This window comes from Glaciibacter superstes DSM 21135, assembly GCF_000421145.1.
Taxonomy (GTDB): Bacteria; Actinomycetota; Actinomycetes; order Actinomycetales; family Microbacteriaceae; genus Cryobacterium; species Cryobacterium superstes.
Map to the genome: position 1 here is coordinate 122,701 of NZ_ATWH01000013.1, position 23,027 is coordinate 145,727.

The window sequence follows — 23,027 nt, forward strand, 5'->3', positions numbered from 1 at the left end:
TGTTCGTCCGAACCCGGCGGAAAGGAGCTCCGGTGCCCAGGAAACCCGCAGAACGAGCCCCCGTCGCGATGGAAGACGACCAGAGCGTCGCGGGCGGCTGGCTGCGCGGCATCCGTTTCTCTGGCTTCTCGTTTGTGATGATGGGAATCCTGGTTCTTGCCGTAATGGTGCTCGCGCCTAGCCTTCGCACCTATGTTGAACAGCGCCAGCAGATCGACCGACTGGCGGCCTCCGTCGACGACGCGAAAGAGCACGTCGAAGAACTGACGTCGGAGCGTGAGCGCTGGAACGACCGCACCTACATCACCACGCAGGCGCGCGATCGTCTGTCGTACGTGCTTCCGGGGGACATCAGTTTCCTGGTCATCAACGATCTGCCCACAACGGCCGACATCACCGAGTCCGCGCCGGTGAGCACCGACATCCAGGACACCAAGGTCGACTGGCTGCAGTCGGTGTTCGCCTCGGTCATGACCGCCGGTCTCGCACCGGAAGCGGCGAAGCCATGACCCGCCCGCCGTTCGACCTGGTCACCGACCGTGACATCGCCCTCGTGTCTGCCCAGTTGGGCCGACCGGCGCGCGACGTCGTCGGGATCGCAGCCCGGTGTGTGTGCGGCGCACCGACCGTGGTTGCCACGGCGCCTCGCCTGAGCGACGGAACACCATTCCCGACCTTCTATTACCTGACCCACCCGGCCGCCACCGCTGCCATTTCCTACCTGGAGGCGACGCAGGTGATGAACGAGTTCAACGCGTTGCTCGCCGAAGACGACGACCTGCGTGAGAGTTATCGTCAGGCGCACGAGAGCTTCCTGTTCGATCGCGAGCAGGTGGGCACCGCCCTCGAGATCGCCGGTATCTCCTCCGGCGGCATGCCGGTGCGCGTGAAGTGCCTGCACGCGCTTGCTGCGCACTCGCTGGCCGCCGGCACCGGCGTGAACCCGATCGGCGACCTGGCGCTCGCACGGGCCGCCTGGTCACCGACGGTGTGCGAATGCCAGGGCAGCACGAACGAGAAGCCGGATGAGGGCTCGAGAGGCAACACGCAGACAGACGGCAGAGCTACCGACGACACGGGTCATCCGTGATCGGCGTGTGGCGGCGGATCGGAAGCGGCCTTGCCGTCGCGCTCGCGGTGACGCTGATGGCCGGTTCGGTGCTGGTCGACGCACAGCCGGCCCGTGCAGATCAGATTCGCGACCTCGAGTACTGGCTCGCTGACTACGGTTTCACCCAGGCCTGGAACACCACAAAGGGCGCCGGCGTCACCGTTGCCGTCATCGACACCGGTGTCGACGGCACCGTGGCAGACCTGGCAGGGGCGCTGACCGACGGCACGGATGTCTCTGGGATCGGGTCCCCCAACGGACAGACCCCTGTCGGCGAGAAGTCGGACCACGGCACACTGGTTGCTTCGCTCCTGGCCGGCCGTGGGACCGGACCGAATGCCGGTCTGATCGGAGTGGCTCCAGAGGCGCAGATTATGCCGATCTCCGTGGCATTCGGCTCCAGCGACTCCGCGATCAGCAACGACGACCAGATTGCCGAAGCCATTCGCTGGGCCGTCGACAACGGGGCATCCGTCATCAACATGTCGCTCACGCGCAACACGCTCGACTGGCCGGAGAGCTGGGATGATGCCTTCCTCTACGCCTTCGAGAACGACGTGGTGGTCGTTGCCGCTGCGGGAAACCGCGGAAGCGGTACGACTGAAGTCGGAGCGCCGGCGACCATTCCAGGGGTGCTCACCGTCGGCGGGGTCGATCGGAACAAGGAAGCGAGCTTCGACGCATCGTCACAGGGCATCACGATCTCTGTGGCAGCACCGAGCGAGCAGCTCGTCGGCGCCGTACCCGGCGGCGGGTACGTGTCGTGGAACGGAACCAGCGCGGCAGCACCAATCGTCTCCGGTCTGGTGGCACTGGTTCGGGCCGCGTACCCGAAGCTCAGCGCGGCCGACGTGATGAACCGCATCATCGCCACGGCGAATCCGAACGGGCACGAGGTACCGAGCCCGATCTACGGCAACGGACTGATCAGCGCGGGAGCAGCGGTCACGGCGGATGTCCCGGCGGCGACAGGACCGACACCGACGGAACTGCTGAAGGAATGGATCCATCTCCACCGCAGGGCGGATACCGTTCCGGAAGAGACTCCCGCACCTGAAGCGATCATTCCGCGCATCCCGGTACCAGACCCGCCACTGCCGGAGCAGAATCTCACCGCAGCCTGGCTGCCGAACCAGTTCACGCTGACGTATGTCAGCATCCCGCTCGCCGTGCTTGTCGGGTTTGGTACGCTAGTGGTGCTGTTCGGCATCGGGGCCACTCGGCATCTCGCGCGAATTCGACGTCGTTCGTGAATAATTCGCATATCCGGATCATGTAGGAGGCCTTCTTATCGTGCCCAAAATTCTCATTGTTGGTGGTGGCTACGCCGGTTTTTACACTGCGTGGAAGCTCGAGAAGTGGCTGCGCCCTGGTGAGGCGGAAGTGACCGTCGTCGACCCGCTGCCGTACATGACGTACCAGCCGTTCCTTCCTGAGGTCGCGGCTGGCTCGATCGAGCCGCGCCACTCTGTCGTCGCGCACCGCAGGCACCTGGGCAAGACGAACGTCATCACGGCCAAGGTCACCAACGTGAACCACGCTGAGAAGACGGCGACGATCACGCCACCGGTGGGGGAACCGTACGAGTTTGCCTACGACATCGTTGTGGTGACGGCCGGTGCCGTGTCACGTACGTTCCCGATCCCGGGTGTCGCAGACCAGGCGATCGGGCTGAAGACCATCGAGGAAGCCGTCGCGATCCGCGACACCGTCCTGACGAACTTCGACAAGGCATCGCACCTTCCGCCCGGGCCCGAGCGCGACCGCCTGCTCACTTTTGTTGTCATCGGCGGCGGGTTCGCGGGCATCGAGATCTTCGCCGAACTGCGCTCGTTCGCGAGTTCGCTGTTGAAGAAGTACCCCAAGATCTCCTTCGAAGACACGCACTTCCACCTGATCGAGGCCATGGGCCGCATCATGCCGGAGGTTTCGCTGCCGACCAGCTACTGGGTCATCAAGAACCTCGCTGAGCGTGGTGCCGAGATCCACCTCGATACTCAGCTCAGCTCCGCTGTCGACGGCAAGGTCGAACTCTCGACAGGCGAAAGCTTCGAGAGCGACCTGATCGTGTGGACCGCAGGAGTCATGGCCAACCCGGCCATCGTGCGCCACACCGACCTGCCGATCGAAGAGCGAGGACGGCTGCAGGTGCGCGCCGACCTTCGCGTTGGGACCGAAGACGAGTTCATCGAAGGCGCCTGGGGTGCCGGTGACGTCAGCGCCGTGCCAGACCTCAGCGGTGGGGGAGTCGGCGGCTTCTGCGTTCCGAACGCCCAGCACGCCGTTCGCCAGGGCAAGCTGCTCGCGAAGAACATCGTCGCGGTGCTTCGCGGTGAGGGCCCCAAAGAATACCTGCACAAGAACCTCGGTGCCGTCGCCGGACTCGGCGTCGGCTACGGCGTCTTCCAGTCGGGCAAGATCGCGGTCAAGGGGCTTCCGGCCTGGTTCGCGCACCGTGGCTACCACGGCATGGCTATGCCCAGCTGGGAGCGCAAGATCCGTGTTGTGCTCGGCTGGGTAAGCAACTTCTTCCTCGGCCGCGACATCGTGTCGCTCTCCGCAGTCGAGACACCGCGTGCCGTGTTCGAGGAGTTCGCCGCCCGCCCGAAGCCGCCGGAGGCCGCTGCTGCAGCGTCAGAGAAGGCAGCGCCGACCAAGGCACGCGCACCCCGAAAGTCGGCTGCCAAGCCCGCCGAAAAGGAGAACGCCGAGAAGGCGGATGCGCCGGCTGAGGCGCGCGAGTCGGTGACGGTCGCCGCCAAATAGGGCTGCGTAGGCCGTCGCCTCAGTATCCTTAAGCGTTCGAGTCTTCTCGAGCGCGCCCCCGTAGCCCAACCGGCAGAGGCAGACGACTTAAAATCGTCACAGTCTGGGTTCGAATCCCAGCGGGGGCACCGCTTAACCGAGGCGGTCGAGGTAACGCAGGATGATGCCTTCGCGGAGCGCCCACGGCGACACTTCGAGCTCGCGCACCCCGAAGGCGGCCATCGCCTCGCTCAGCACGATTCCACCCGCGACGATCTGAAACGTGCGGTCTGCGGTGATTCCGGGCAGCGCCGGCCGAGCATCGGCGGGAATCTTGGCGAGCCTGGGCACCCAGTCATCGAGCTGAGAGCGACGCAGCATGATCCGGTCGCCGGAGCCGACGCCGTCCTGGGTGGAACCCGCCAGCCGGGCGAGCGAGCGGATGGTCTTGGATGATCCGACCACGTGGTGCGGCGCCGGAAGGGCGGCGAACTCGCCGACGGCCTCGGCCAGGACCGACGCGGCATGCGCACGCAGGGCGTCCACCTGCTCCGGCAGTGGCGGGTCGTTGTGCAGGAAGCTGATGGTGGAGCGGCCGGCACCCAGGGGCAGGGAAAGGGCGACATCCGGGTATTCGTTCGCGCCCGACGTGATTTCGAGTGAGCCTCCGCCGATGTCGAAGAGCAGGATGTGCTCGGCAGACCAGCCGTACCACCGACGCGACGCGAGGAACGTGAGCCTGGCCTCGTCTTCACCGGAGAGCACCTGCAGGTCGACACCGGTCTCGCGTTTGACTCGGTCGAGAAGCTCCCGCCCGTTCGCCGCCTCGCGGAGAGCGGAGGTGGCGAACGGCAGAAACTCGTCGATCGAGTGTCGGCGCGCGACATCCGCCGCGTTCTGCACAGCACGGAGAACGGCAGTTGCGCCCTCTTCGGTGATCACACCGTCCGGCGTGAGGTACCGCATCAGGCGTAAAACGGACTTCTCGGAGACCATCGGCACTGGGGCGGCGCCCGCGTGCGCGTCGACGACGAGCAGATGGACGGTATTCGAACCGACGTCGAGGACTCCGAGGCGCACGTTCTGACGATAGCGCAGTGGCAGCCCGGCGTGGACTACCGCAGTGCCGGTGCGACGAAGCGTTGCCAGGTCCAGGCGCCGACGCTGATCGCGGCGAAGGCCCCCGCGGCCACCCAGGCCACTGCTCCTCCGGCAGGCAAGCTGCCGTCGGCCGGCGCCATGACCACAAACAGGATCGAGAACGCCAGTACCGTCAGGCCGGCCCAGGCCAGCGGCGACCAGTTCAGGATGCTGCGCCCGCTCGTTGAGCCGACCGGGATCAGAATGAGAACCGCGGATCCGATGGCACCGAGCACAACAGTGTTCGCGATCTCTGCACCGAGGATGCCGAGGAATCCTGCCGCTTCGGGAACGGCCCCGAGAACCAGCCAACCGAGCACCGCGAGAGCGATCAGGCTGGCGGCACGCACCGCAGCCACATGCCCTCGATTGACAACGGATGTCCCGGCGGGCACGGCGACGCTCGCCAACAGGGCGAACAGTAGCGCGGGTTGCACGTCGAAGAGTCGGGAGCCGAGTGCCGTCACGCCAACCAGCAGCAGGTACCTCGGCAGGAAAGAGGCTGTTGCCGGGGTGTGCATCACCCGGGTACTCCACCACAGCGGGACCAGCATCCCGACCGCATTGACCACACCTAGTGCGATCACCACCGCCAGGAGCAGGCGAAGGTAGGCGGGCTGGTCAGTGACCGGGCCGGAGAGCATGACCAGGGCGGCCGCCGCCATCAGTGCCGCTCCGCCGAGAAGCCAGCGATTGAGGCGCACATCCGGAGCCGTGTCGAACTCCTCGCGAGCGCGGTTGCGCCCCGCAAAACGGTGACCACCCCAGAACGGTCGCCCACCTCTCGCCCGGGTGAATGTGCCGGCAAGCAGCCGCGCCGGAACCACAAGGAGTGCAACCGCGGCGATGGCGAAGAGCAGCGCCTGCAGCCAGGGGAACTGCGCGTTCCACGGAGGAGGAATGACGGCGCTGGTGAACTGGGTCGGATCGCTCCAGCCTCCCGGCAGCCGCGTGTTCGGCGCAGGCGCGGCATGAACCTGATCCGGCGCGGGTCGTTCGGGGGACGCGCTCGGCGGTGACGCACTCGGCTTGTCAGAGCGCGGTTTCGCGGGCGGAACGGGAATCGCGGTGTTCGGACCGGCGTTGTCACTCTCCGACGGGGCCGGCGACGGCGAACTGGCAGAAGCGTAGGAGACCGCGATCGGTGAGCTCCCCGGACCGGTGTTTCCAGCGGCATCCTGCTGCACGGCGACCACGGGATAGGTACCGGCCGCAACGCCGCCGGCGGTGCAGGTCCAGGCGCCGCCGGTGACGACGACGCTGCACACCGAATACGGCCCGGCGAAGACGGTGACGGTCGACCCTTCTTCACCCGTGCCGCTGTATGTCGCCCCGTCGGTTGAGACCCGTGCTCCGCTGACGGGCGACGTGACCACGGGTGCAGACGGCTTCTCGGTATCGAAGTTCACACTGAGCGCTGCGCTCGCGTCCGACGACGACGGTACGCTGAAGTCGGTTTGCTGGGTTGCCGTCACCTGATGGGTTCCGCTTGGCAGTCCACCGAGAGCGCAGATCCAATCGCCTGACGGGCCGGCCGTCGTGGTGCAGGCCACTCCGTTGCTTCGAACGGTGACGGATGCGTCAGGGTACGCCGTTCCGCGCACCCGGCCGTCAGAGATTCCAGCGCCTCCGGCTCCTCCGGTGACGACCGGTGGCGTGAGCACACGAACGGTCACGTCGTCGGCAACACCGTCTGAGCCGGTGATGACGGCACGGAGCACCATCTTGGGGCCGCTTGGAACATTAACGCCGCTGCAGCTCCACGTGGTCGCGGGACCCTCATCCTCGCCGACGATGCAGAACGGTTCCCCGCCGGTTGGTGAGAGCAGTTGTACTTGAGACCCGGCGGTGCGGGTGCCGCTGACTCTCGTGCTCCCGCTTCCGATGAAGCTTCCGTCCGCCGGCGCGGTGATTGTGATCTCGGGCGGGGCGGGAGTCGGGGTTACGGGCGAGGGCGACGTCGGCGCGGGAATGGGCGTGGGAGCGACCGCCTCGACTCCCGGCGACGTCGGCGCGGATTCTTCGGCGTGGGCCCCGGCGGGAGCGGCGACGACGAGCAGCGAGGCCAGCAGAGGGATCGCAGAGAGGGCGATCAGCCCGCGTGTCCATCTTCGCGAAACCGACGGTCCTGACACCGACCGTCGCGAATCGGACCTCGTCTGTTCCGGAGACACGAGGTGCCGTGGTGCTCTGGAGCGCATTTCACCCCCTCCCCTCCACCCATTCCACGTGTCAACAGTGGCAAAGTCAACTCGCCACGGACACTGTTGTCACACTGTTTCCTCACGCATGGCTTCCTCCGTCACCGGGAATCGGGCATACTGGCGACTGGGTCATTTGACCCACTTCCTGGGTCGATGATGCGATGGAGGGGAGGAAGCGTGATGGCGCACATTCCGGCCGCCGAGCGGAGAGACGCTCTCGTGCAGGCTGCCCTGCGCGTCGTGGCAGAAGGCGGCGTTGGCGCGGCAACAACCCGGGCCATTGCAGCCGAGGCCGGGATGCCACTGGCCAGCTTCCACTACGTATTCGATTCCCGCGACGACCTGATGGCGCACCTGGTGACCTTCGTGGTCGGTCAGGAGGAAGCCGCCATCCTGCCTGAACCGATTGTGGGCTCAGACCTGCAGGAAGTCATCTCCGCCGGGCTCTGGCGCTACGCCGACCTCCTTCGCGCCGATCCTCTGCGTGAGCAGGCCATGCTCGAGCTCACCCACTACGCGCTGCGTTCTGCCGATATGGCAGACCTGGCCAGGCGACAGTACGAGCACTATTTCTCCCTTGCTGCATCCGCCCTCACGTCCGCGGCGACGCACCTGGGCCTGGTCTGGGACCGACCCGTTGACGAGGTTGCCCGGATTCTCGTCGCCCTCACCGACGGCATGACAATCAGCTGGCTGGTTGACCGGGACGACGCCGCATTGTCTGACATCATCAGCTTTGCCGCTGAATCGGTCGCCAGGTTCGCGAGGACTCCCGAACGAGCACACCGTGACGAGGACGACGTGACGAGGACGACATGACGAGGACGCAATGACCCAGACAGATACCGTTGTGGCTGTTTTCGCCGAACCGACCAGACGCGTCACCAGCCGCTGGATTGCGGCCTTCGCCACCGCGTGGCTCGGTATCTGGATGGCCCAGCTGACTCCGGTGCAGCTCCTGCTGCCCGCCCAGATCGATCGGCAACTCCACCCGGAGAACTGGGTGGACAGCGTTGTCGCCTTCGGCATCATCTCGGGAATCGCCGGGGTGTGTGCCCTGGTCGCCTATCCGGTCACCGGCGCGTTGTCCGATCGCACGACATCGCGATTCGGCCGACGTCGACCCTGGATCGCTGGTGGCGCGGTGCTGTTCGCCGTCGCACTACTGCTCCTCGGTGTGCAGGAGAGCCTGGTCGGCATCGGGGTGTTCTGGTCGCTGGCCCTCATCGGCTTCTGCGTTCTCACCGCGGCCTTGACGGCGACGATCTCAGACCAGGTACCGGTCGGCCAGCGCGGGTTCGTCTCCGGCTGGTTGAGCGCACCGCAGGCGGTCGGCACGATCCTCGGCCTGCTCCTGGTGACGATGCTCTTCACCGGCCAGCTGGCAGGGTACGCCGTGGTCGCGATCCTGCTGGTTGTACTGGTCGTTCCCTTCCTGCTGCTGCCCGATGCCGTCTTGCGAGGCGACCAGCGCGAACCGATGACGCTGCGCGGAATCATCGCGAGCCTGTGGATCAGCCCGCGCGAGCATCCGGACTTCGGCTGGACCCTGCTCAGTCGGGTACTGGTCAATTTCGGTAACGCGTTCGGAACCACGCTGCTGCTGTACTTCTTGATGTTCGGCCTGAACGATGCGAACGCCGAAGACGACCTCATCATCCTCACCCTCATCTACATGGTGTTCGTCATCCTGTCGTCGATCCTGCTCGGGCGCCTGAGCGACAAGCTCGGCCGCCGCAAGGCATTCGTCTTCGTGGCGTCCGGACTGCAGGGAGTGGCGGCGCTCATGCTGGCGTTCATTCCCGAACTCACCGTCGCGATGGTCGCGGCCGGCATCCTCGGTCTCGGCTACGGATGTTTCCTCTCGGTCGATCAGGCACTGGCCACCCAGGTGCTGCCTGACCCGGCCGCGCGCGGCAAGGATCTCGGAATCATGAACATCGCCACCGCCGTACCGCAGGCGATCGCACCGCTGCTCGGCGCCCTCGCGGTGGCCGCTCTCGGGGGGTTCCAGGGGCTCTTCATCCTCGCCGGAGTGTTCGCCTTTGCCGGCGCACTTGCGGTCGCCAGGGTCAGGTCGGTGCGCTGATGAGAATCGATCTGGCACCCTCCGCGCAGGTGAAGGATGTTGCGCAGACGACGGATGTCGCTCCCTGGCTCACCCCGGAACGGTACTGGCCGGCACTGGGCGACGCCACCTCAGAACTGGAAACTCCCGTCGCCGTGCTCGACCTCGGCGCGCTCAGGCACAACACCGGTGACATGCTTCGGCGTGCCGGGGGGACTCCGATCCGGGTGGCCACCAAGTCGCTGCGGGTGCGGAGTGTGATCGAGTCGATTCTCGCCGTGCCCGGTTACCAGGGAGTGCTCGCATACACGCTGGCCGAAGGACTCTGGCTTGCCGACACCATCGACGACGTCGTCATCGGTTACCCGACCGCCGACCGGGCCTCCATCAAAAGACTCGCACAGTCGCCGGATCTCGCTGCGAAGGTCACCCTCATGATCGACGGGGTCGCGCACCTCGATTTCATCGACTCTGTTGTCGCGCCAGAGCAGCGCGAGCGAATCCGGGTGGCCATCGAACTCGACGCCTCCTGGAACGCCCCCGTGCTCGGCCACCTCGGAGTCTGGCGTTCGCCGGTTCACACTCCAGACGATGCGCGGCGCCTCGCGCTCGCCATCGTGTCGCGACCGGGCTTCAGCCTGGTGGGGATGATGGGGTACGAGGCTCAGATCGCCGGTCTCGGCGATCGTCCGGCCGGCAAACCTCTCGAGGGCGCGCTGAACGGCTGGATGCACCGCCGGTCGATCGCCGAACTGGCCCAGCGGCGCGGAGCTGCCGTTGCCGCGGTGCGGCAGGTCGCCGACCTGGAGTTTGTGAACGGCGGCGGAACCGGCTCCCTCGAGAGCACGCATGCCGACGCATCCGTCACCGACATCGCGGCAGGCAGCGGCTTTTTCGGCGGCCACCTGTTCGACACCTACTCGCACTTCAGGCCCGCACCGGCCGCGGCCTTCGCCCTCTCGGTGGTGCGGAAGCCCACCGCGTCGACGGCGGCACTCCTCGGCGGCGGCTGGATCGCATCCGGCCCACCAGGACTCGACAGGATGCCGCGGCCGGTCTGGCCGGAGGGCCTCAGCCTGGTGCCGCGCGAGATGGCAGGGGAAGTGCAGACTCCGGTCACCGGGAAGGCCGCGGCCGAGCTCGGGGTCGGCGACCGGGTGTGGTTTCGCCACACGAAGTCTGGCGAGCTGAGCGAGCACGTCGATACCTTTGCCATTGTCCTGGACGGGCGCGTGGTCGACACGATTCCGACCTATCGAGGTGAAGGCCGGACGTTCCTGTGAGCGCGCTCGCTGTGGTGGGCAGTTCCGTGGTGGGCAGGCCTCTGATCGGCAGAACTGTGATGGTCGCCCGATGACCGCGAGCGGTGCCGTGTGGCGTAACTGGGCTCGCACCGAACACGTGCGTCCGCGGCGGGTGGAGCGTCCGTCGAGCGCCGCAGCCGTTCAGCGCGCGGTCGTCGCCGCGGGGCAGGCAGGGCTTCGGATCAAGGCCGTCGGCTCCGGCCACAGCTTCACCGGCATTGCGGTTGCACCCGACGTGCTGCTCGACCTGCACGACCTCGAACTCGGCGTTGACAATTACAGCGTTGACAATGACCGTGGTGCAGATTACAGCGGCGCTGATCACGGCGGTGGCGGCGCGATCAGGGTTGACGTGGAATTGGGGCGGGTGACACTCGCGGCCGGAACCCCGCTGCACCGGCTGCCTGCGCTGCTGCGCCCGCACGGTCTCGCGCTCGAGAACATGGGCGACATCGATCGCCAGACCATCGCGGGAGCCACATCGACGGGCACGCACGGCACTGGCGCCGGATTCGGCGGTCTGGCAACCCAGATCGTCGCCCTCACCCTCGTCACCGGAGACGGCGCACTGCTTAGGGTGAGTGAAATCGAGAACCCCGATCTGCTGCCGGCCGCCCGCCTCGGGCTCGGCGCGCTCGGCATTGTGGTCGACGTCACGATCCAGTGCGTTCCCGCGTTTCTTCTCCACGCCGTCGATGCCGCCGAGCCCCTCGATGCCGTTCTGGAATCCTGGCTGGAACGCTCGGAGACCCTCGACCACTTCGAGTTCTATTGGTTTCCGCACACCGGCAGCGCGCTCACCAAGACCAATACCCGGTTGCCGGCCGACGGCATCCGTTCGCCGCTTTCTCCGGTGCGGCGCTGGCTAGACGACGAGCTGCTCGCCAACGGCCTCTACCGTGCCACGTGTGGCATCGGCGCGGCCCTCCCTGCGCTGGTTCCTCGTTTCAGCCGCATGGCGGAACGCCTGAGCGGCGGTCGCGACTACACGGATGCCTCGCCGCGGGTGTTTGTGACCAACCGTACCGTGCGGTTCCGCGAGATGGAGTACGCGCTGCCGCTGGAGGCCGTGCCCGAGGCGCTCAGGGAGGTGCGCGCGCTGATTGAGGAGCGCGGCTGGCGCATCTCATTTCCGATCGAGGTGCGGTCTGCGGCAGCAGACGACCTGTGGCTGTCGACCGCGAGCGGGCGGGCGACCGGTTATGTCGCGGTGCATCGTTACTTCCGCGAAGATCCCACCGAGTACTTCCGGGCCGTCGAGGCGATCATGCGCTCGCACGATGGGCGCCCGCACTGGGGCAAGCTGCACCAGCAGGACGCAGCGTCCCTCCGTGCCGTCTATCCGCGCTTCGACGACTTCCTCGCCGTTCGTGACAGGCTGGACCCCGATCATCGCTTCAGCAATCCGTACCTGGAAAGAGTTCTCGGCCCATGACCACCCCGAACAACCGCCGAAGCGCATCGAACGACTGGCAGCACCGCGCGGCCGAACTGGGCGAGCGTCTGCCGAGCGGTTTTGTCGTCGGCACCGCGACCGCGGCGTTTCAGATCGAGGGAGGCGCCCGTGAGGGAGGGCGTGGGGAATCGGTGTGGGACTGGTTCACTGCCCAGCCCGGCCGCATCGTGGACGGCTCCAACGCATCCGTTGCCGCCGATCACTACCACCGGTATGCAGAAGACATCGCCCTTGCACGCGACCTCGGCAGCGACGCCTACCGGTTCTCGTTCGCCTGGCCGCGCCTTCAACCCGATGGTCGCGGAGCGCTGAACCGCAACGGTGTCGGCTTCTACGACCGGCTGCTCGACGAGCTCCTCGCGGCGGGGATCAGACCGATGGCGACGCTGTTCCACTGGGACACACCGCTCGCGTTGCGCGGCGGCTGGTTGAACCGCGACACGGCACAGCGATTCGGCGACTTTGCGTTTCTGATGGGGGAGGCGTTCGGCGACCGCATCGACGCCTGGGTGACGATCAACGAGCCGGCGACCGTGACGCTGAACGGGTACGCGCTCGGAATCCACGCGCCGGGGGAGCCGCAGCTCTGGGGCGCACTGCCGAGCGCGCACCACCAGCTGCTCGGGCACGGGCTTGCAGTGCAGGCGCTTCGGGCAGCGGACGTGCGCGGTCAGATCGGCATCACCAACGTACACTCGCCGGTGCAGCCGGCCAGTGACCGAGAGATGGATGCCGTCGTGGCCGGCCTGTTCGACGTGCTGCACAACCGCATCTTCGCCGACCCCGTGCTGCTGGGGCGGTATCCAGTTCTTGACGAGCCATTCGACAGCGTGCTGCGGGCGCTCGCCGAAGTCGACCCAGACGACCTGGTCACCATCCACCAGCCGCTCGACTTCTACGGGGTGAACTACTACCTGCCGTCGCGAGTGGCGGCCGGCAGCGGGGACGCCTCGAGTCCAGACGGCCGTGCTGAGGCCTTGACCCGCCTGCCCTTCCATCTGGAACCGTTCGGCGAGCATCCGGTCACCGGGTTCGGCTGGCCGATCGCGCCGGAGTATCTCAGTGCCACACTGACCGAACTGAGGGACCGGTATGGCGATGCGCTGCCACCGGTGTTCATCACCGAGGGTGGGGCGAGCTTCGCCGATGTGGTCGATGAGTACGGCGAGGTCGACGATCTGGCGCGCATCGACTACCTCGCAGGTCACATCGTGGCCGCCGTAGATGCGGTTTCGGCCGGCGGAGTGGCGGATGGCGTTGACCTGCGCGGCTACTTCGTCTGGTCGCTGCTCGACAACTTCGAGTGGGCCGCCGGTTACACCCAGCGGTTCGGGCTGGTGCACGTCGACTTCCAGACGCAGAAGCGCACGCCGAAGCAGTCGTACCGGTGGCTTCAGCGCGTGCTCGCCGCCCGTTCCTGACTGCGCCCGCCCGTCTGCCTCCACGAGCGATCACCTGGTGGGAATGAGAGCTGCGGTGTATCAGGGGGTGCGGCGGCGGAGGGTGATCGACCCGAGCACGATGGCACCGACGATCCAGGCCAGCAGGATGAGCAGTTCGCCGCCGATCCACGCGGCGTCCTGCGAGTCAGCGGCCACAGCCTGGAGGGCATCGATCGCATGGGAGAGCGGCAGCCAGTCGCTGATCTCACGCAGAACATCCGGCAACTGGTCCCTGGCCAGGAAGATTCCGCCAAGCAGGATCTGCGGAAACACCAGCGCCGGCATGAACTGCACAACCTGAAACTCGGTGTTCGCGAACGCACTGGCGAGCAGGCCCAGCGTGGTGCCGAGTACAGCGTCGGCAACCGCGACCAGCAGCAGTAGCCAGATGGAGCCTGCGATCTCGAGCCCGCAGACCCAGACGGCGAAGCCGACCGCGATCGCCGACTGCAGAATCGCGAGCAGTCCGAACGCCAGCGTGTAGCCCATAATCAGGTCACCTCGACCGAGTGGCATCGAGAGCAGCCGCTCCAGTGTCCCCGTGCGCCGTTCCCGCAGGGTGGTGATGCTGGTGATGAGGAACATCACGATGAACGGGAACAGCGCGATCATCGCAGGCCCGATGGTGTTGAAGACCTCGGTGTCGGCGAAAATCCAGGCGAGAAGTCCGATCAGCAGGCTCGGCACCACCAGCAACAGGGCGATCGTCCGGGGATCGTGCCGCACCTGGGTTAGCACGCGTCCCGCGGTGGCGAGGGTTCTGCCAGGGTTCATTCGAGACCTCCCTCAGCAGACGACGGATGCCGCTGGATCAGCGTCAGGAATGCCGACTCTGTATCGGTGGCTCCGGTCTGCGCCAGCAATCCGTCCGGGGTGTCGTCGGCCAGCAGTTCTCCGTCGCGCATCAGCAGAAGGCGGTCGCACCTGGTGGCCTCGTCCATCACGTGGCTGGAGACCAGGAGAGTCGTGCCTTCTTCAGCAAGCCGGTGGAACAGGCTCCACAGGTCAACCCGGAGAACCGGATCGAGTCCGACAGTGGGTTCGTCGAGCACCAAAAGTTCCGGCGAGCCGAGGAGCGCCCCGGCCAGAGAAACTCGGCTGCGCTCGCCGCCGGAGAGCGACCCGGCCATAGCCGAGGCATGGTCGCCCAGGTCGGTGGCGTCGAGCACTCGGTCGACGTCGGACGCCGAGGCGCCAAGCACGGCACGGAAGTATCTGAGGTTCTGCCGAACGGTCAGGTCGTCGTAGATGCTCGCCTGCTGGGTGACGTAGCCGACGCGATGTCGAAGCGACGCGGTTCCGGCGCTTCGACCGAGCACGGTGACGGTGCCGGACTGGAGCTTCTGCACTCCGACAATCGCACGCATCAGGGTGGACTTGCCGCAGCCGCTCGGCCCGAGCAGCCCGACAACGCCTCCGCGTGGAACGCTCAGACTGAGGCCGTGCAGCACGGCCCGTTTTCCGCGCTTCACGCGCAGGTCGTCGACGAGAATGGCCGCACCTGAGTGACCCCGCAACCGGCCGCGAACACGGGGCTGGGCCCCGTTGGTCTGAGGTGCCTCAGATGCCCCGAATGCCTCAGGCGATTGTGACGATGCCGGCGACTCGCTCATGACCAGAGCCTACGGCGTGCCGACTCCCCTGATCTGAGTTGACCCGGCTTTTGCTTTGAGTGTCATGAGAAGCGGGTGAGTGCCTCCGGTGGCCCGGTTAGGATGTTTATACACCTCGCACGGGCCTCCAGATCATGGTCGAGCCCGCACAATCACAAGGAGTCGCTGCCATGGAATGGCTCATCCCAGTCCTTATCGTTGTCGCCCTCGTCGTCATCGTTGGCATATACCTGTGGGCCACCTACAACTCGCTCGTCACGCTCAACGTGCGTGTCGACGAGGCCTGGAGCGACATTACGGTGCAGCTGAAGCGGCGAGCCGACCTCATTCCGAACATCATCGAGGCGGTCAAGGGCTACGCGGCACACGAGAAGGGTGTCTTCGAGAATGTCACGAAGGCCCGCGCTGAGACGCTGTCTGCGCAAGGCCCGGCCGAGGCATCCGCTGCAGAGAACCACATGCAGACCGCGCTGAAGAGCATCTTTGCCGTCGCCGAGGCGTACCCACAGTTGCAGGCCAGCCAGAACTACCTGCAGCTGCAGGGCGAACTGGTCGACACCGAAGACAAGATCCAGGCGTCGCGCCGCTTCTACAACGGCGGTGTGCGCGAGCTGAACACCAAGATCAAGGTGTTCCCGAACAATGTCTTCGCCCGTAACCTCGGCTTCACCGAACGTGATTTCTTCGAGGTCACCGACTCCGCAGCGATTGCGGAGCCGCCGCGCGTTCAGTTCTAGCGGCGAGCATCCATGTATAGCGCGATAGCCCGGAACAAGCGCAACACGGTCTTCATCATCCTGTTCTTCCTGATCTTCATCGGAGCTCTGGGGTGGCTCGCCCAGTTCGTCTACGGACCAGGCGGTTACGGGATCATGATCACCGTCGTTGTGGTCGCGATCGGTTATGCCGTGCTCCAGTACTTCATGGCCGGTCGCCAGGCGATCGCCATGAGCGGCGGCGTCAAGCTGGAGAGCAAGTCTGACAATCCGCGTCTCTGGCGAACGGTCGAGAACCTGTCGATCACAACGGGAACGCCGATGCCGCAGATCTACGTGATCAACGACCCTGCGCCGAACGCGTTCGCCACCGGGCGCGACCCTGAACACGCGATCGTGGCCGCCACCACCGGTCTGCTCGAGATCATGGATGACTCCGAACTCGAGGGTGTGATGGCCCACGAGATCGGGCACGTGCGCAACTACGACATCCGTGTCTCGATGATTGTCTTCGGACTGGTCGTCGCGGTGGGGTTCATCGCCGACATGTTCCTGCGGATGGCGTTCTTCGGGCGCGGCAACAACAACAACGGAAACCCGATCGTGCTGGTGTTCGGGCTGGCGGCCATGATTGTGGCCCCGCTGGTGGCCAGCATGGTGCAGCTGGCGGTGTCGAGGCAGCGCGAGTACCTGGCAGATGCCACCAGCGCCATGACCACAAGGCACCCCGACGCGCTGGCCAGCGCACTGCAGAAGCTCGAGGCTTACGGGCGGCCGATGCGCAAGCAGAACTCATCGATGTCGCACCTGTGGATCGCGGATCCGCTGAAGCCGGGCGTGATGGCACGACTGTTCAGCACCCACCCGCCGATCGCCGAGCGCGTCGAGCGACTGAACACGATGGGTCGCACCTTCTAGGCCCGTTCCGTTTGCGCATCCAGAGCTGCCCGTCGTCGTCGTTTGCGCCGAGGGTCGCCGGTGGAGCGGCGATTGTGGGCGCAAGGAGCGATTCTCGGCGCGGCGCTAGGAGTTCGCTGCCATCTCGGCGGCCAGGCCGGCCGCGAGGGTGCCACGGGGTGCCACCACGATGTCGCCGAGTCCCTGCCAATCAGCCGTCTCTCGCAGAACGGATGCGAGGCGCTCGGCCGTGTCGCGCGGCGCACCGTCTTCTGACCAGGCCGCCTGCACTCGCAGCACCCCTGCCTGGCGATCATTCTTCAGGTCGACTCGGCCCACAATGGTGTCGCCCAGCAGCACGGGCAGCACGTAGTAACCGAACACCCGTTTCGGGGCGGGGGTGTAGATCTCGATCCGGTAGTGGAAGCCGAACATCCGCTCCGCGCGCGCCCTTTCCCAGACGACAGGGTCGAACGGCGTGAGCACGGCCGCCGCGTCGATTCGGCGGGGGAGCCTGGCATCGCGGTGCAGCCACGCCGCACCGGGCTTGCCGTTCCTGCCCCAACCCGGCACCTCCACCGGAAGCAGTTCGCCCGCTTCCTCGAGCTCGCGGATTGCGGCGATGGTTGGCACCGTCTTCAAGCGAAAGTAGTCGGCGAAGTCCTTGACGGTTCCGATGCCATGAGCGCGGGCAGATCGACTCACCAGCTCACGATGCGCCTCGTCTTTCGACACCTCATGGTTCAGGAGTTCGGGGCCGAAGACCTGTTCCGGCAGGGCATAGACCCGCTCGAACCGCTGCCGGCCGGCACTGACCACCGCGCCCCAGCGGAACAACACCTCGAGGCCGGTCTTCACGTCAGACCAGCCCCACCATGGGCCGCTCCGCTTGTTGGCGTCGTGTTCGATAGCGCTCGCCGGCATGGGACCGTTGGCGGCGAGTTCGGCCAGCAGCCAGTCGAGCATCTGTCGATTGGCGTGAGACCAATGATCGGCGGACGCGGCCGAATGATCGCGGAACTGCTGCATCCGCCAGCGGAAGAGTGGCCACGTCGCAAGCGGCAGGAAGGAGGCCTCGTGGGCCCAGTATTCGGTGAACCGCGCCTTCTTGCCGTAGGTGAGCCGGTCGAGCTCGGCCTTGTCATAGGCACCGAGCCGACTGAACGCGGGCAGGTAGTGGCTGCGCTCAAAGACGTTCACCGAGTCGATCTGCAACAGGCCGAGCCGATCGACGAGGCCACTCAATTGGCGAACACCGGGTTGGCGAACACCGGGTTGGCGAACACCGGGTTGGCGAACACCGGGTTGGCGAACACCGGGTTGGCGAACACCGGGTTGGCGAACACCGGTCGGACGAACCCCGGGTTCATCGTTGTCGGGTCGACGGATGCCGCCCGAGGCATCCGTACGCCGGCCGAACCCCTGGGCGGCGAGCGCGACGCGGCGGGCAAGGGCGGGGGAGACTATCTGTGGCACCCCTCGACCCTAGCGAGAGCCCCTGACACGCAACGTGCAGAACTGCGGTCCTAGACTGAACACGTGACGGAATCCACGGAAAAGCCAGGCTGGGGCGGGCTGTTCAGACGTCGCCCTCCGCGCGTAGAAAACGCCATTCCCAATGGGGTCGACGAGAACATTCCGGCCGGTCTCCGGCTGGCGGGTGCCTGGTCGTGGCGAATGCTCGTCATCGGCGGAGTACTCGCCGTCGTCATCTTCCTGATCATCCAGCTGCGACTGATCGTCATCCCGTTGCTGGTCGCCGTGCTGGTGTCTGCCCTGCTGGTTCCGCTGGTCGCATTCCTCGTACGGCATAAGTGGCCGAAGGGTCTCGCGATAGCCGTGGCGATGGTGGGAACGCTCGCCGTCGTCGGCGGGCTCATCACGCTGGCCACGACTCAGATCGCACAGGGTTCTGCCGGACTGACGGAAAGGTTCGCGCAGTCCTTCGAATCATTCAAGGACTATCTCCTCACCTCCCCGCTGCATCTGACTGAAACTCAGATCAACGATTACATCGACCAGGCCTGGACCGCCATCCAGGCCGACAGCGAGGTTTTCATCAGCGGCGCCCTCTCTGTCGGTTCCTCCCTGGGGCATTTCCTCACCGGGATCCTGTTGGCCCTGTTCAGCCTGTTGTTCATCCTCATCGACGGAAAGGGCATCTGGGCCTGGATCGTGCGGATCTTCCCTCGACGCGCCCGCGCAGCGGTCGACGGCGCAGGCAAGGCAGGGTGGAGAACCCTGGGCAACTTCGCGAAAGTGCAGATCCTGGTCGCGTCGATCGATGCGATCGGAATCGGCGTCGGCGCAGCATTGATCGGCGTGCCGATGGCGATCCCGATCGGAATTCTGGTGTTCCTCGGCTCCTTCATCCCGATCGTCGGCGCCGTGGCTACGGGGGCCGTTGCCGTCGTCATTGCGCTGCTGTTCAACAGTCCGCTGCACGCGCTCATCATGCTCGGAGTTGTGCTGCTGGTGCAGCAGGTGGAGGGGCACGTGCTGCAACCTCTGATAATGGGAACCGCGGTCAAGGTTCATCCGCTCGCCGTCGTGCTTGTCGTGGCCGGCGGGGCGTTGATCGCCGGCATTCCCGGAGCGCTCTTCGCCGTTCCGATCGCGGCGGTGGTGAACGTCATGGTCAACTACATCTCCAGCGGGGTCTGGCGAGCCCAGCCGCCTCCGGCCGGCGGAGCCATTGCTTCGCCGCTGTGGCAAACCGTTCCCCAGGCACGGCCGGGGTACTCCAGCCGTCCCTTCCGCAACCCGAAAGCCTGAGAAATGACAGAAACCACCCTCGCTGGACCCACCCTGGCCGACATCGAGTTGGCGCGTGAGACCGTCTCGCGGGTCGCCCAGGTCACCCCGATGGAAAGCTCCCGATACCTTGCGGCTGTGCTCGGCGCACCGGTGTTCCTGAAGTGCGAGAACCTGCAGCGCACCGGGTCTTACAAGATCCGCGGCGCATATAACCGGATGTCCAAGCTGAGCGATGAGGAGAAGGCGCGTGGCGTGGTGGCGGCGTCAGCCGGCAACCATGCCCAGGGTGTTGCCTTCGCCGCTCGTGAACTGGGCATCAAGGCGACCATCTTCATGCCGATCGGTGTTGCGCTACCGAAGCTCCAGGCCACTCGCGCCTACGGTGCGGAGGTGGTCTTGCGCGGCCACACGGTCACCGAGCCGCTCCTGGCCGCGGCCGAGTTCGCCGAGGAGACCGGCGCCATCCTGATCCCGCCTTTCGATCACGAGGATGTCGTCGCCGGCCAGGGCACACTCGGCCTGGAAATCCTCGACCAGGTTCCAGACCTCGAGACGGTTGTCGTTCCGATCGGTGGTGGCGGCCTGGTCGCCGGCGTCGCCAGCGCGCTCAAGCAGCGTGCAGCCAGGGACGGCCGCACCATCAGGGTCATCGGGGTGCAGGCAGCCAACGCCGCCGCCTATCCGCCCTCGCTGGCCGCCGGCAAGGCCGTCGACGTGACGATCCTGCCCACGATCGCCGACGGCATCGCCGTTGGGAGGCCGGGTGACCTGAACTTCGAGATCGTCAGGGATGCCGTCGACGAGGTCGTCACGGTCAGCGAGGATGACACGGCGCGGGCGCTCCTGGTGCTGCTGGAGCGGGCCAAGCTGGTCGTTGAGCCGGCGGGTGCTGTTTCGGTCGCCGCGATCATCGCAGGCAAGGTCACGGCGAGCGGACCGACCGTCGCCATCCTCTCTGGCGGCAATATCGACCCGCTCCTGATGCAGCGCGTCATCAGTCACGGCCTGGCGGCATCCGATCGCTACCTGACCCTGCGGATCATGCTGCCAGACCGACCAGGACAACTGGCGCGCATCTCAGAGCTGCTCGCAGAGGCACGTGCGAACGTGATCGAAGTGCTCCACACCCGGCACGGGGTCGGCCTGCAGATCAGCGAGGTCGAAATCGACATCAGTGTCGAGACCCGTGGTCACGAACACCGCCAGCAGGTCGTCGACATCCTGCGCGGGGCCGGCTACGACCCGCAGTTTGACCAGCGTTAGCCTGCACGTATTGTGCGTTGGTGTCAGGCGCCCGTGAAGGTCTCCACCTTCGAGATCTTCACGGCAATCTCCTTGCCGTTCGGCGCGGCGTAGCTGGTCTTCGCGCCGACCTTCAGGCCGAGGATGGCCTCGCCGAGCGGGCTCTGTTCGCTGTAGACATCAAGGTCGGTGTTACCGGCGATCTCGCGGCTTCCGATCAGGAAGCGGCTCTCGTCACCCGCGATGGTGGCGGTGATCACGGTTCCCGGCTGCACCACGCCATTGCTCTGTGGAGCGTCGCCGACCTCCGCCGTGCGCAGCAACTGCGTGAGGGTGCGAATGCGGGCCTCCTGCTTGCCCTGCTCCTCTTTGGCAGCGTGGTATCCGCTGTTCTCCTTGAGGTCGCCTTCCTCGCGCGCCGACTCGATCTTCTTCGCGATCTCCTCGCGACCGGTCGTGCTGAGGGTTTCCAGTTCCGCCGTGAGACGGTCGAAGGCCTCCTGGGTCAGCCAGGTGACCGTGGTGTCGGTAGTCATGGATGTTCTCCTCTATTGCAGTCAGCCGAAAGGACGGGCCGCAGATATAGTCGACGCCCCGACGATTCCGTCAGGGCGAATACATCAGTCTAGGACAGCCAGCAGCGGTAAATCAAACCGGTGTTGCTGAGCTCGCTGGTGTTCAGCACCTCGGTGAATGAGCGGGTGAAGCGGTCTGACGCCGGCAGATCGACCACCTTCCAGCCCACCACGGTGAAACTCTCATTGAGCGCCTGCACCACACAGCTCGTCCTGGTGCCCTCCGGCACCGACACCTCGAAGGTGACGCTGATACTGGAGTCGTCGATGATCGTGTAGCCGATGTCTCTGGCGTCGATCTGGGTATCGGGGCTGTCTGTTCCCGCCCAGATCACCCAGGCTCCGAAGACGACGACAAAGAGGGCCGCACCCAGCCAGAGGATGCGCCGATCGCGCTTCTTTCGCGTCGGGGTGCGGCCGTACCTGGCCTGGATGCCTGCGGCATCCGTCAGCTGCCCCTCCGCGGCGGCCTCGTTCGTCGCGCCGTCAGGTGTCGCGCCGTCATTCGTCACGCCGTTATTCGTCACGCCGTTATTCGTCACAGTGACCACACTCACGGGTTCACTCACGGACGACTCCACACTCACAGTTAGAACGATTAGGCTTGATCCAAGGTTAGCTGGCATTCCCTGAGGAGATACGTGACACTGCGACTATTGGCGGTGCACGCCCATCCCGACGACGAGTCGAGCAAGGGGGCGTCAACCTACGCCTCGTACCGCGCGAAGGGCGCCGAGGTGCTGGTCGTCAGCTGCACCGGCGGCGAACGCGGCAGCATCCTGAACGCCTCGATGGCCGACCACGCCATGGCCGGCCGCGACATGACGGGACTCCGCCGGCTGGAGATGGCTGAGGCGCAGCGGCACATGAATGTCGATCACCTCTGGCTGGGCTACGAGGATTCCGGCATGAACGACGACGGTTCCGTGCCCGCCAATTCCTTCGCCGACATCCCGGTGGAAATCTCCGCCGAACCACTGGTGCGCATCATTCGCCGGTTCCGTCCGAACGTGCTCATCACGTACGACGAGAACGGCGGCTACCCGCACCCAGACCACATTCGCACCCACGTGGTGTCGATCGCCGCCTTCCGCGATGCGGCCGATCCGGCGAAGTATCCGGATGCCGGCGCACCCTGGCAGGTCGACAAGCTCTATTACGACCGCATCTTCAACCTCGAACGAATCGACGCGATGTACCTGGCACTGGCCGCGAAAGAGCCGGATTCGCCGTTGCTCGAGCCGCTCGGCGAGGCACGGGACTGGATGAAGGACTACCCGAAGCTCGCGACGACGCACGTTCCCGTTGGCGACTTCCTTGAGGCCAGGGACGCGGCTCTCCGCGCCCACGCGAGTCAGGTTTCTCCCGACAGCAGCTTCTTCTTCTGGCCGAACGAGCTGATCCGTGAGGCGTGGCCGTACGAGGACTTCCAGCTCGTTGAATCGAAAGTGAACAGTGAGATGCCAGAGTCCGATCTCTTCGCGGGTGTGGAGGACAACGGATGACTGCGCTCACCGCATTCCTGCTGGCCGCCACGCCGCCGCCGGCCGACACCGTCACGCCGGGCCCGATCGGCTTCCTGGCGATCTTCCTGGTTGCCGTGGTGACGGTGTTGCTTGGCATCGATATGGTGCGTCGCATCCGTCGCACCACCTATCGTGAGCAGATCAAGGAACGACTTGACGCCGAGCTGGCCGAGCGGAACGCGGCCGAAGACACACATAACGATCAGAAGCCCGAGTAGTTCTCGGCGAGCT

At 65.8% G+C, this 23,027-nt stretch carries 23 protein-coding genes and 1 tRNA gene; 17 read left to right on the top strand and 7 right to left on the bottom strand.

Annotation, left to right across the window (positions count from 1 at the left end):
- Window positions 1-32 precede the first annotated feature (32 nt).
- The 5 genes from K323_RS0118095 to K323_RS0118115 all read left to right on the top strand — a co-directional run bounded on the left by K323_RS0118095 (window position 33) and on the right by K323_RS0118115 (window position 4,005).
- A complete protein-coding gene (locus K323_RS0118095; protein WP_022886674.1) occupies window positions 33-509 on the top strand; it encodes an FtsB family cell division protein in 477 nt (158 codons plus the stop codon).
- Complete coding sequence (locus K323_RS27115; protein WP_022886675.1) at window positions 506-1,090, top strand: DUF501 domain-containing protein; 585 nt, start codon at window positions 506-508, stop codon at window positions 1,088-1,090. The genes K323_RS0118095 and K323_RS27115 overlap by 4 nt, the downstream gene beginning before the upstream one ends.
- Window positions 1,087-2,364 (top strand): S8 family serine peptidase, encoded by a 1,278-nt coding sequence (locus K323_RS27120; RefSeq protein WP_022886676.1) that lies wholly within the window; start codon window positions 1,087-1,089, stop codon window positions 2,362-2,364. Before K323_RS27115 ends, K323_RS27120 begins: the two co-directional genes overlap by 4 nt.
- 40 nt (window positions 2,365-2,404) lie before the next feature.
- A complete protein-coding gene (locus tag K323_RS27125; RefSeq protein ID WP_022886677.1) occupies window positions 2,405-3,877 on the top strand; it encodes an NAD(P)/FAD-dependent oxidoreductase in 1,473 nt (490 codons plus the stop codon).
- Window positions 3,878-3,931: 54 nt separating this feature from the next.
- Window positions 3,932-4,005, top strand: a tRNA-Leu gene (locus K323_RS0118115).
- A 4-nt stretch (window positions 4,006-4,009) separates the two neighbouring features.
- On the opposite strand, the gene K323_RS0118120 is transcribed toward K323_RS0118115, so the two are convergent.
- Together K323_RS0118120 and K323_RS0118125 are read right to left on the bottom strand one after the other, a co-directional pair.
- A complete protein-coding gene (locus K323_RS0118120; protein ID WP_022886678.1) occupies window positions 4,010-4,936 on the bottom strand; it encodes a Ppx/GppA phosphatase family protein in 927 nt (308 codons plus the stop codon).
- 35 nt (window positions 4,937-4,971) lie between these two features.
- Window positions 4,972-7,131, bottom strand: a complete 2,160-nt coding sequence (locus tag K323_RS0118125; protein ID WP_157509497.1) for an Ig-like domain-containing protein — start codon at window positions 7,129-7,131, stop codon at window positions 4,972-4,974.
- A 249-nt stretch (window positions 7,132-7,380) separates the two neighbouring features.
- On the opposite strand from K323_RS0118125, the gene K323_RS27130 reads away from it, so the two are divergent.
- From K323_RS27130 to K323_RS0118150, 5 genes are all read left to right on the top strand, one after another.
- On the top strand, window positions 7,381-8,019 hold the full coding sequence (locus K323_RS27130; protein ID WP_022886680.1) for a TetR/AcrR family transcriptional regulator: 639 nt from the start codon (window positions 7,381-7,383) through the stop codon (window positions 8,017-8,019).
- A 10-nt stretch (window positions 8,020-8,029) separates the two neighbouring features.
- Entirely contained in the window at window positions 8,030-9,289 is a 1,260-nt protein-coding gene (locus K323_RS0118135) for an MFS transporter (RefSeq protein WP_022886681.1), read from the top strand.
- Window positions 9,289-10,551 (top strand): type III PLP-dependent enzyme domain-containing protein, encoded by a 1,263-nt coding sequence (locus tag K323_RS0118140; protein WP_022886682.1) that lies wholly within the window; start codon window positions 9,289-9,291, stop codon window positions 10,549-10,551. The genes K323_RS0118135 and K323_RS0118140 overlap by 1 nt, the downstream gene beginning before the upstream one ends.
- A gap of 70 nt (window positions 10,552-10,621) precedes the next feature.
- Window positions 10,622-12,007 carry a D-arabinono-1,4-lactone oxidase gene (locus K323_RS0118145; protein WP_022886683.1) on the top strand — a complete coding sequence of 462 codons (1,386 nt, stop codon included), beginning with the start codon at window positions 10,622-10,624 and terminating at the stop codon, window positions 12,005-12,007.
- Window positions 12,004-13,449: a GH1 family beta-glucosidase gene (locus K323_RS0118150; RefSeq protein WP_022886684.1), complete on the top strand. Its 1,446-nt coding sequence runs from the start codon at window positions 12,004-12,006 to the stop codon at window positions 13,447-13,449. The genes K323_RS0118145 and K323_RS0118150 overlap by 4 nt, the downstream gene beginning before the upstream one ends.
- Window positions 13,450-13,509: 60 nt before the next feature.
- On the opposite strand, the gene K323_RS0118155 is transcribed toward K323_RS0118150, so the two are convergent.
- Both K323_RS0118155 and K323_RS0118160 read right to left on the bottom strand, forming a co-directional pair.
- Window positions 13,510-14,244: an ABC transporter permease gene (locus tag K323_RS0118155; protein ID WP_022886685.1), complete on the bottom strand. Its 735-nt coding sequence runs from the start codon at window positions 14,242-14,244 to the stop codon at window positions 13,510-13,512.
- On the bottom strand, window positions 14,241-15,083 hold the full coding sequence (locus K323_RS0118160; protein WP_022886686.1) for an ABC transporter ATP-binding protein: 843 nt from the start codon (window positions 15,081-15,083) through the stop codon (window positions 14,241-14,243). The genes K323_RS0118155 and K323_RS0118160 overlap by 4 nt, the downstream gene beginning before the upstream one ends.
- Before the next feature lie 170 nt (window positions 15,084-15,253).
- On the opposite strand from K323_RS0118160, the gene K323_RS0118165 reads away from it, so the two are divergent.
- Entirely contained in the window at window positions 15,254-15,820 is a 567-nt protein-coding gene (locus tag K323_RS0118165) for a LemA family protein (protein ID WP_022886687.1), read from the top strand.
- A gap of 12 nt (window positions 15,821-15,832) precedes the next feature.
- Window positions 15,833-16,717, top strand: a complete 885-nt coding sequence (locus K323_RS0118170; RefSeq protein ID WP_022886688.1) for a M48 family metalloprotease — start codon at window positions 15,833-15,835, stop codon at window positions 16,715-16,717.
- A gap of 105 nt (window positions 16,718-16,822) precedes the next feature.
- Here the strand turns inward: K323_RS0118170 and K323_RS0118175 are convergent, their stop codons facing one another.
- Entirely contained in the window at window positions 16,823-17,941 is a 1,119-nt protein-coding gene (locus tag K323_RS0118175; RefSeq protein ID WP_245571021.1) for a winged helix-turn-helix domain-containing protein, read from the bottom strand.
- Here K323_RS0118175 and K323_RS30910 point away from each other — a divergent pair.
- Genes K323_RS30910 through ilvA form a run of 3 tightly spaced genes read left to right on the top strand, consistent with a single transcriptional unit; the run spans window position 17,873 to window position 20,716 of the window.
- Complete coding sequence (locus K323_RS30910; RefSeq protein WP_425402288.1) at window positions 17,873-18,226, top strand: pentapeptide repeat-containing protein; 354 nt, start codon at window positions 17,873-17,875, stop codon at window positions 18,224-18,226. The genes K323_RS0118175 and K323_RS30910 overlap by 69 nt on opposite strands.
- Window positions 18,227-18,235: 9 nt before the next feature.
- Window positions 18,236-19,471 carry an AI-2E family transporter gene (locus tag K323_RS27135; protein WP_022886690.1) on the top strand — a complete coding sequence of 412 codons (1,236 nt, stop codon included), beginning with the start codon at window positions 18,236-18,238 and terminating at the stop codon, window positions 19,469-19,471.
- Window positions 19,472-19,474: 3 nt separating this feature from the next.
- The gene (gene ilvA, locus K323_RS0118185; protein WP_022886691.1) at window positions 19,475-20,716 is read left to right on the top strand and encodes a threonine ammonia-lyase; all 1,242 of its coding nucleotides are present in this window, start codon (window positions 19,475-19,477) and stop codon (window positions 20,714-20,716) included.
- 23 nt (window positions 20,717-20,739) lie between these two features.
- Here the strand turns inward: ilvA and greA are convergent, their stop codons facing one another.
- The gene (gene greA / locus K323_RS0118190) at window positions 20,740-21,231 is read right to left on the bottom strand and encodes a transcription elongation factor GreA (protein WP_022886692.1); all 492 of its coding nucleotides are present in this window, start codon (window positions 21,229-21,231) and stop codon (window positions 20,740-20,742) included.
- A gap of 89 nt (window positions 21,232-21,320) precedes the next feature.
- Window positions 21,321-21,797, bottom strand: a complete 477-nt coding sequence (locus K323_RS0118195) for a DUF4307 domain-containing protein (RefSeq protein ID WP_169515681.1) — start codon at window positions 21,795-21,797, stop codon at window positions 21,321-21,323.
- Window positions 21,798-21,911: 114 nt separating this feature from the next.
- Between K323_RS0118195 and mca the strand changes: the two genes are divergently transcribed.
- Both mca and K323_RS27140 read left to right on the top strand, forming a co-directional pair.
- Window positions 21,912-22,775: a mycothiol conjugate amidase Mca gene (mca, locus tag K323_RS0118200; protein WP_022886694.1), complete on the top strand. Its 864-nt coding sequence runs from the start codon at window positions 21,912-21,914 to the stop codon at window positions 22,773-22,775.
- Window positions 22,772-23,014 carry a hypothetical protein gene (locus K323_RS27140; RefSeq protein WP_022886695.1) on the top strand — a complete coding sequence of 81 codons (243 nt, stop codon included), beginning with the start codon at window positions 22,772-22,774 and terminating at the stop codon, window positions 23,012-23,014. The genes mca and K323_RS27140 overlap by 4 nt, the downstream gene beginning before the upstream one ends.
- Window positions 23,015-23,027: the final 13 nt, after the last annotated feature.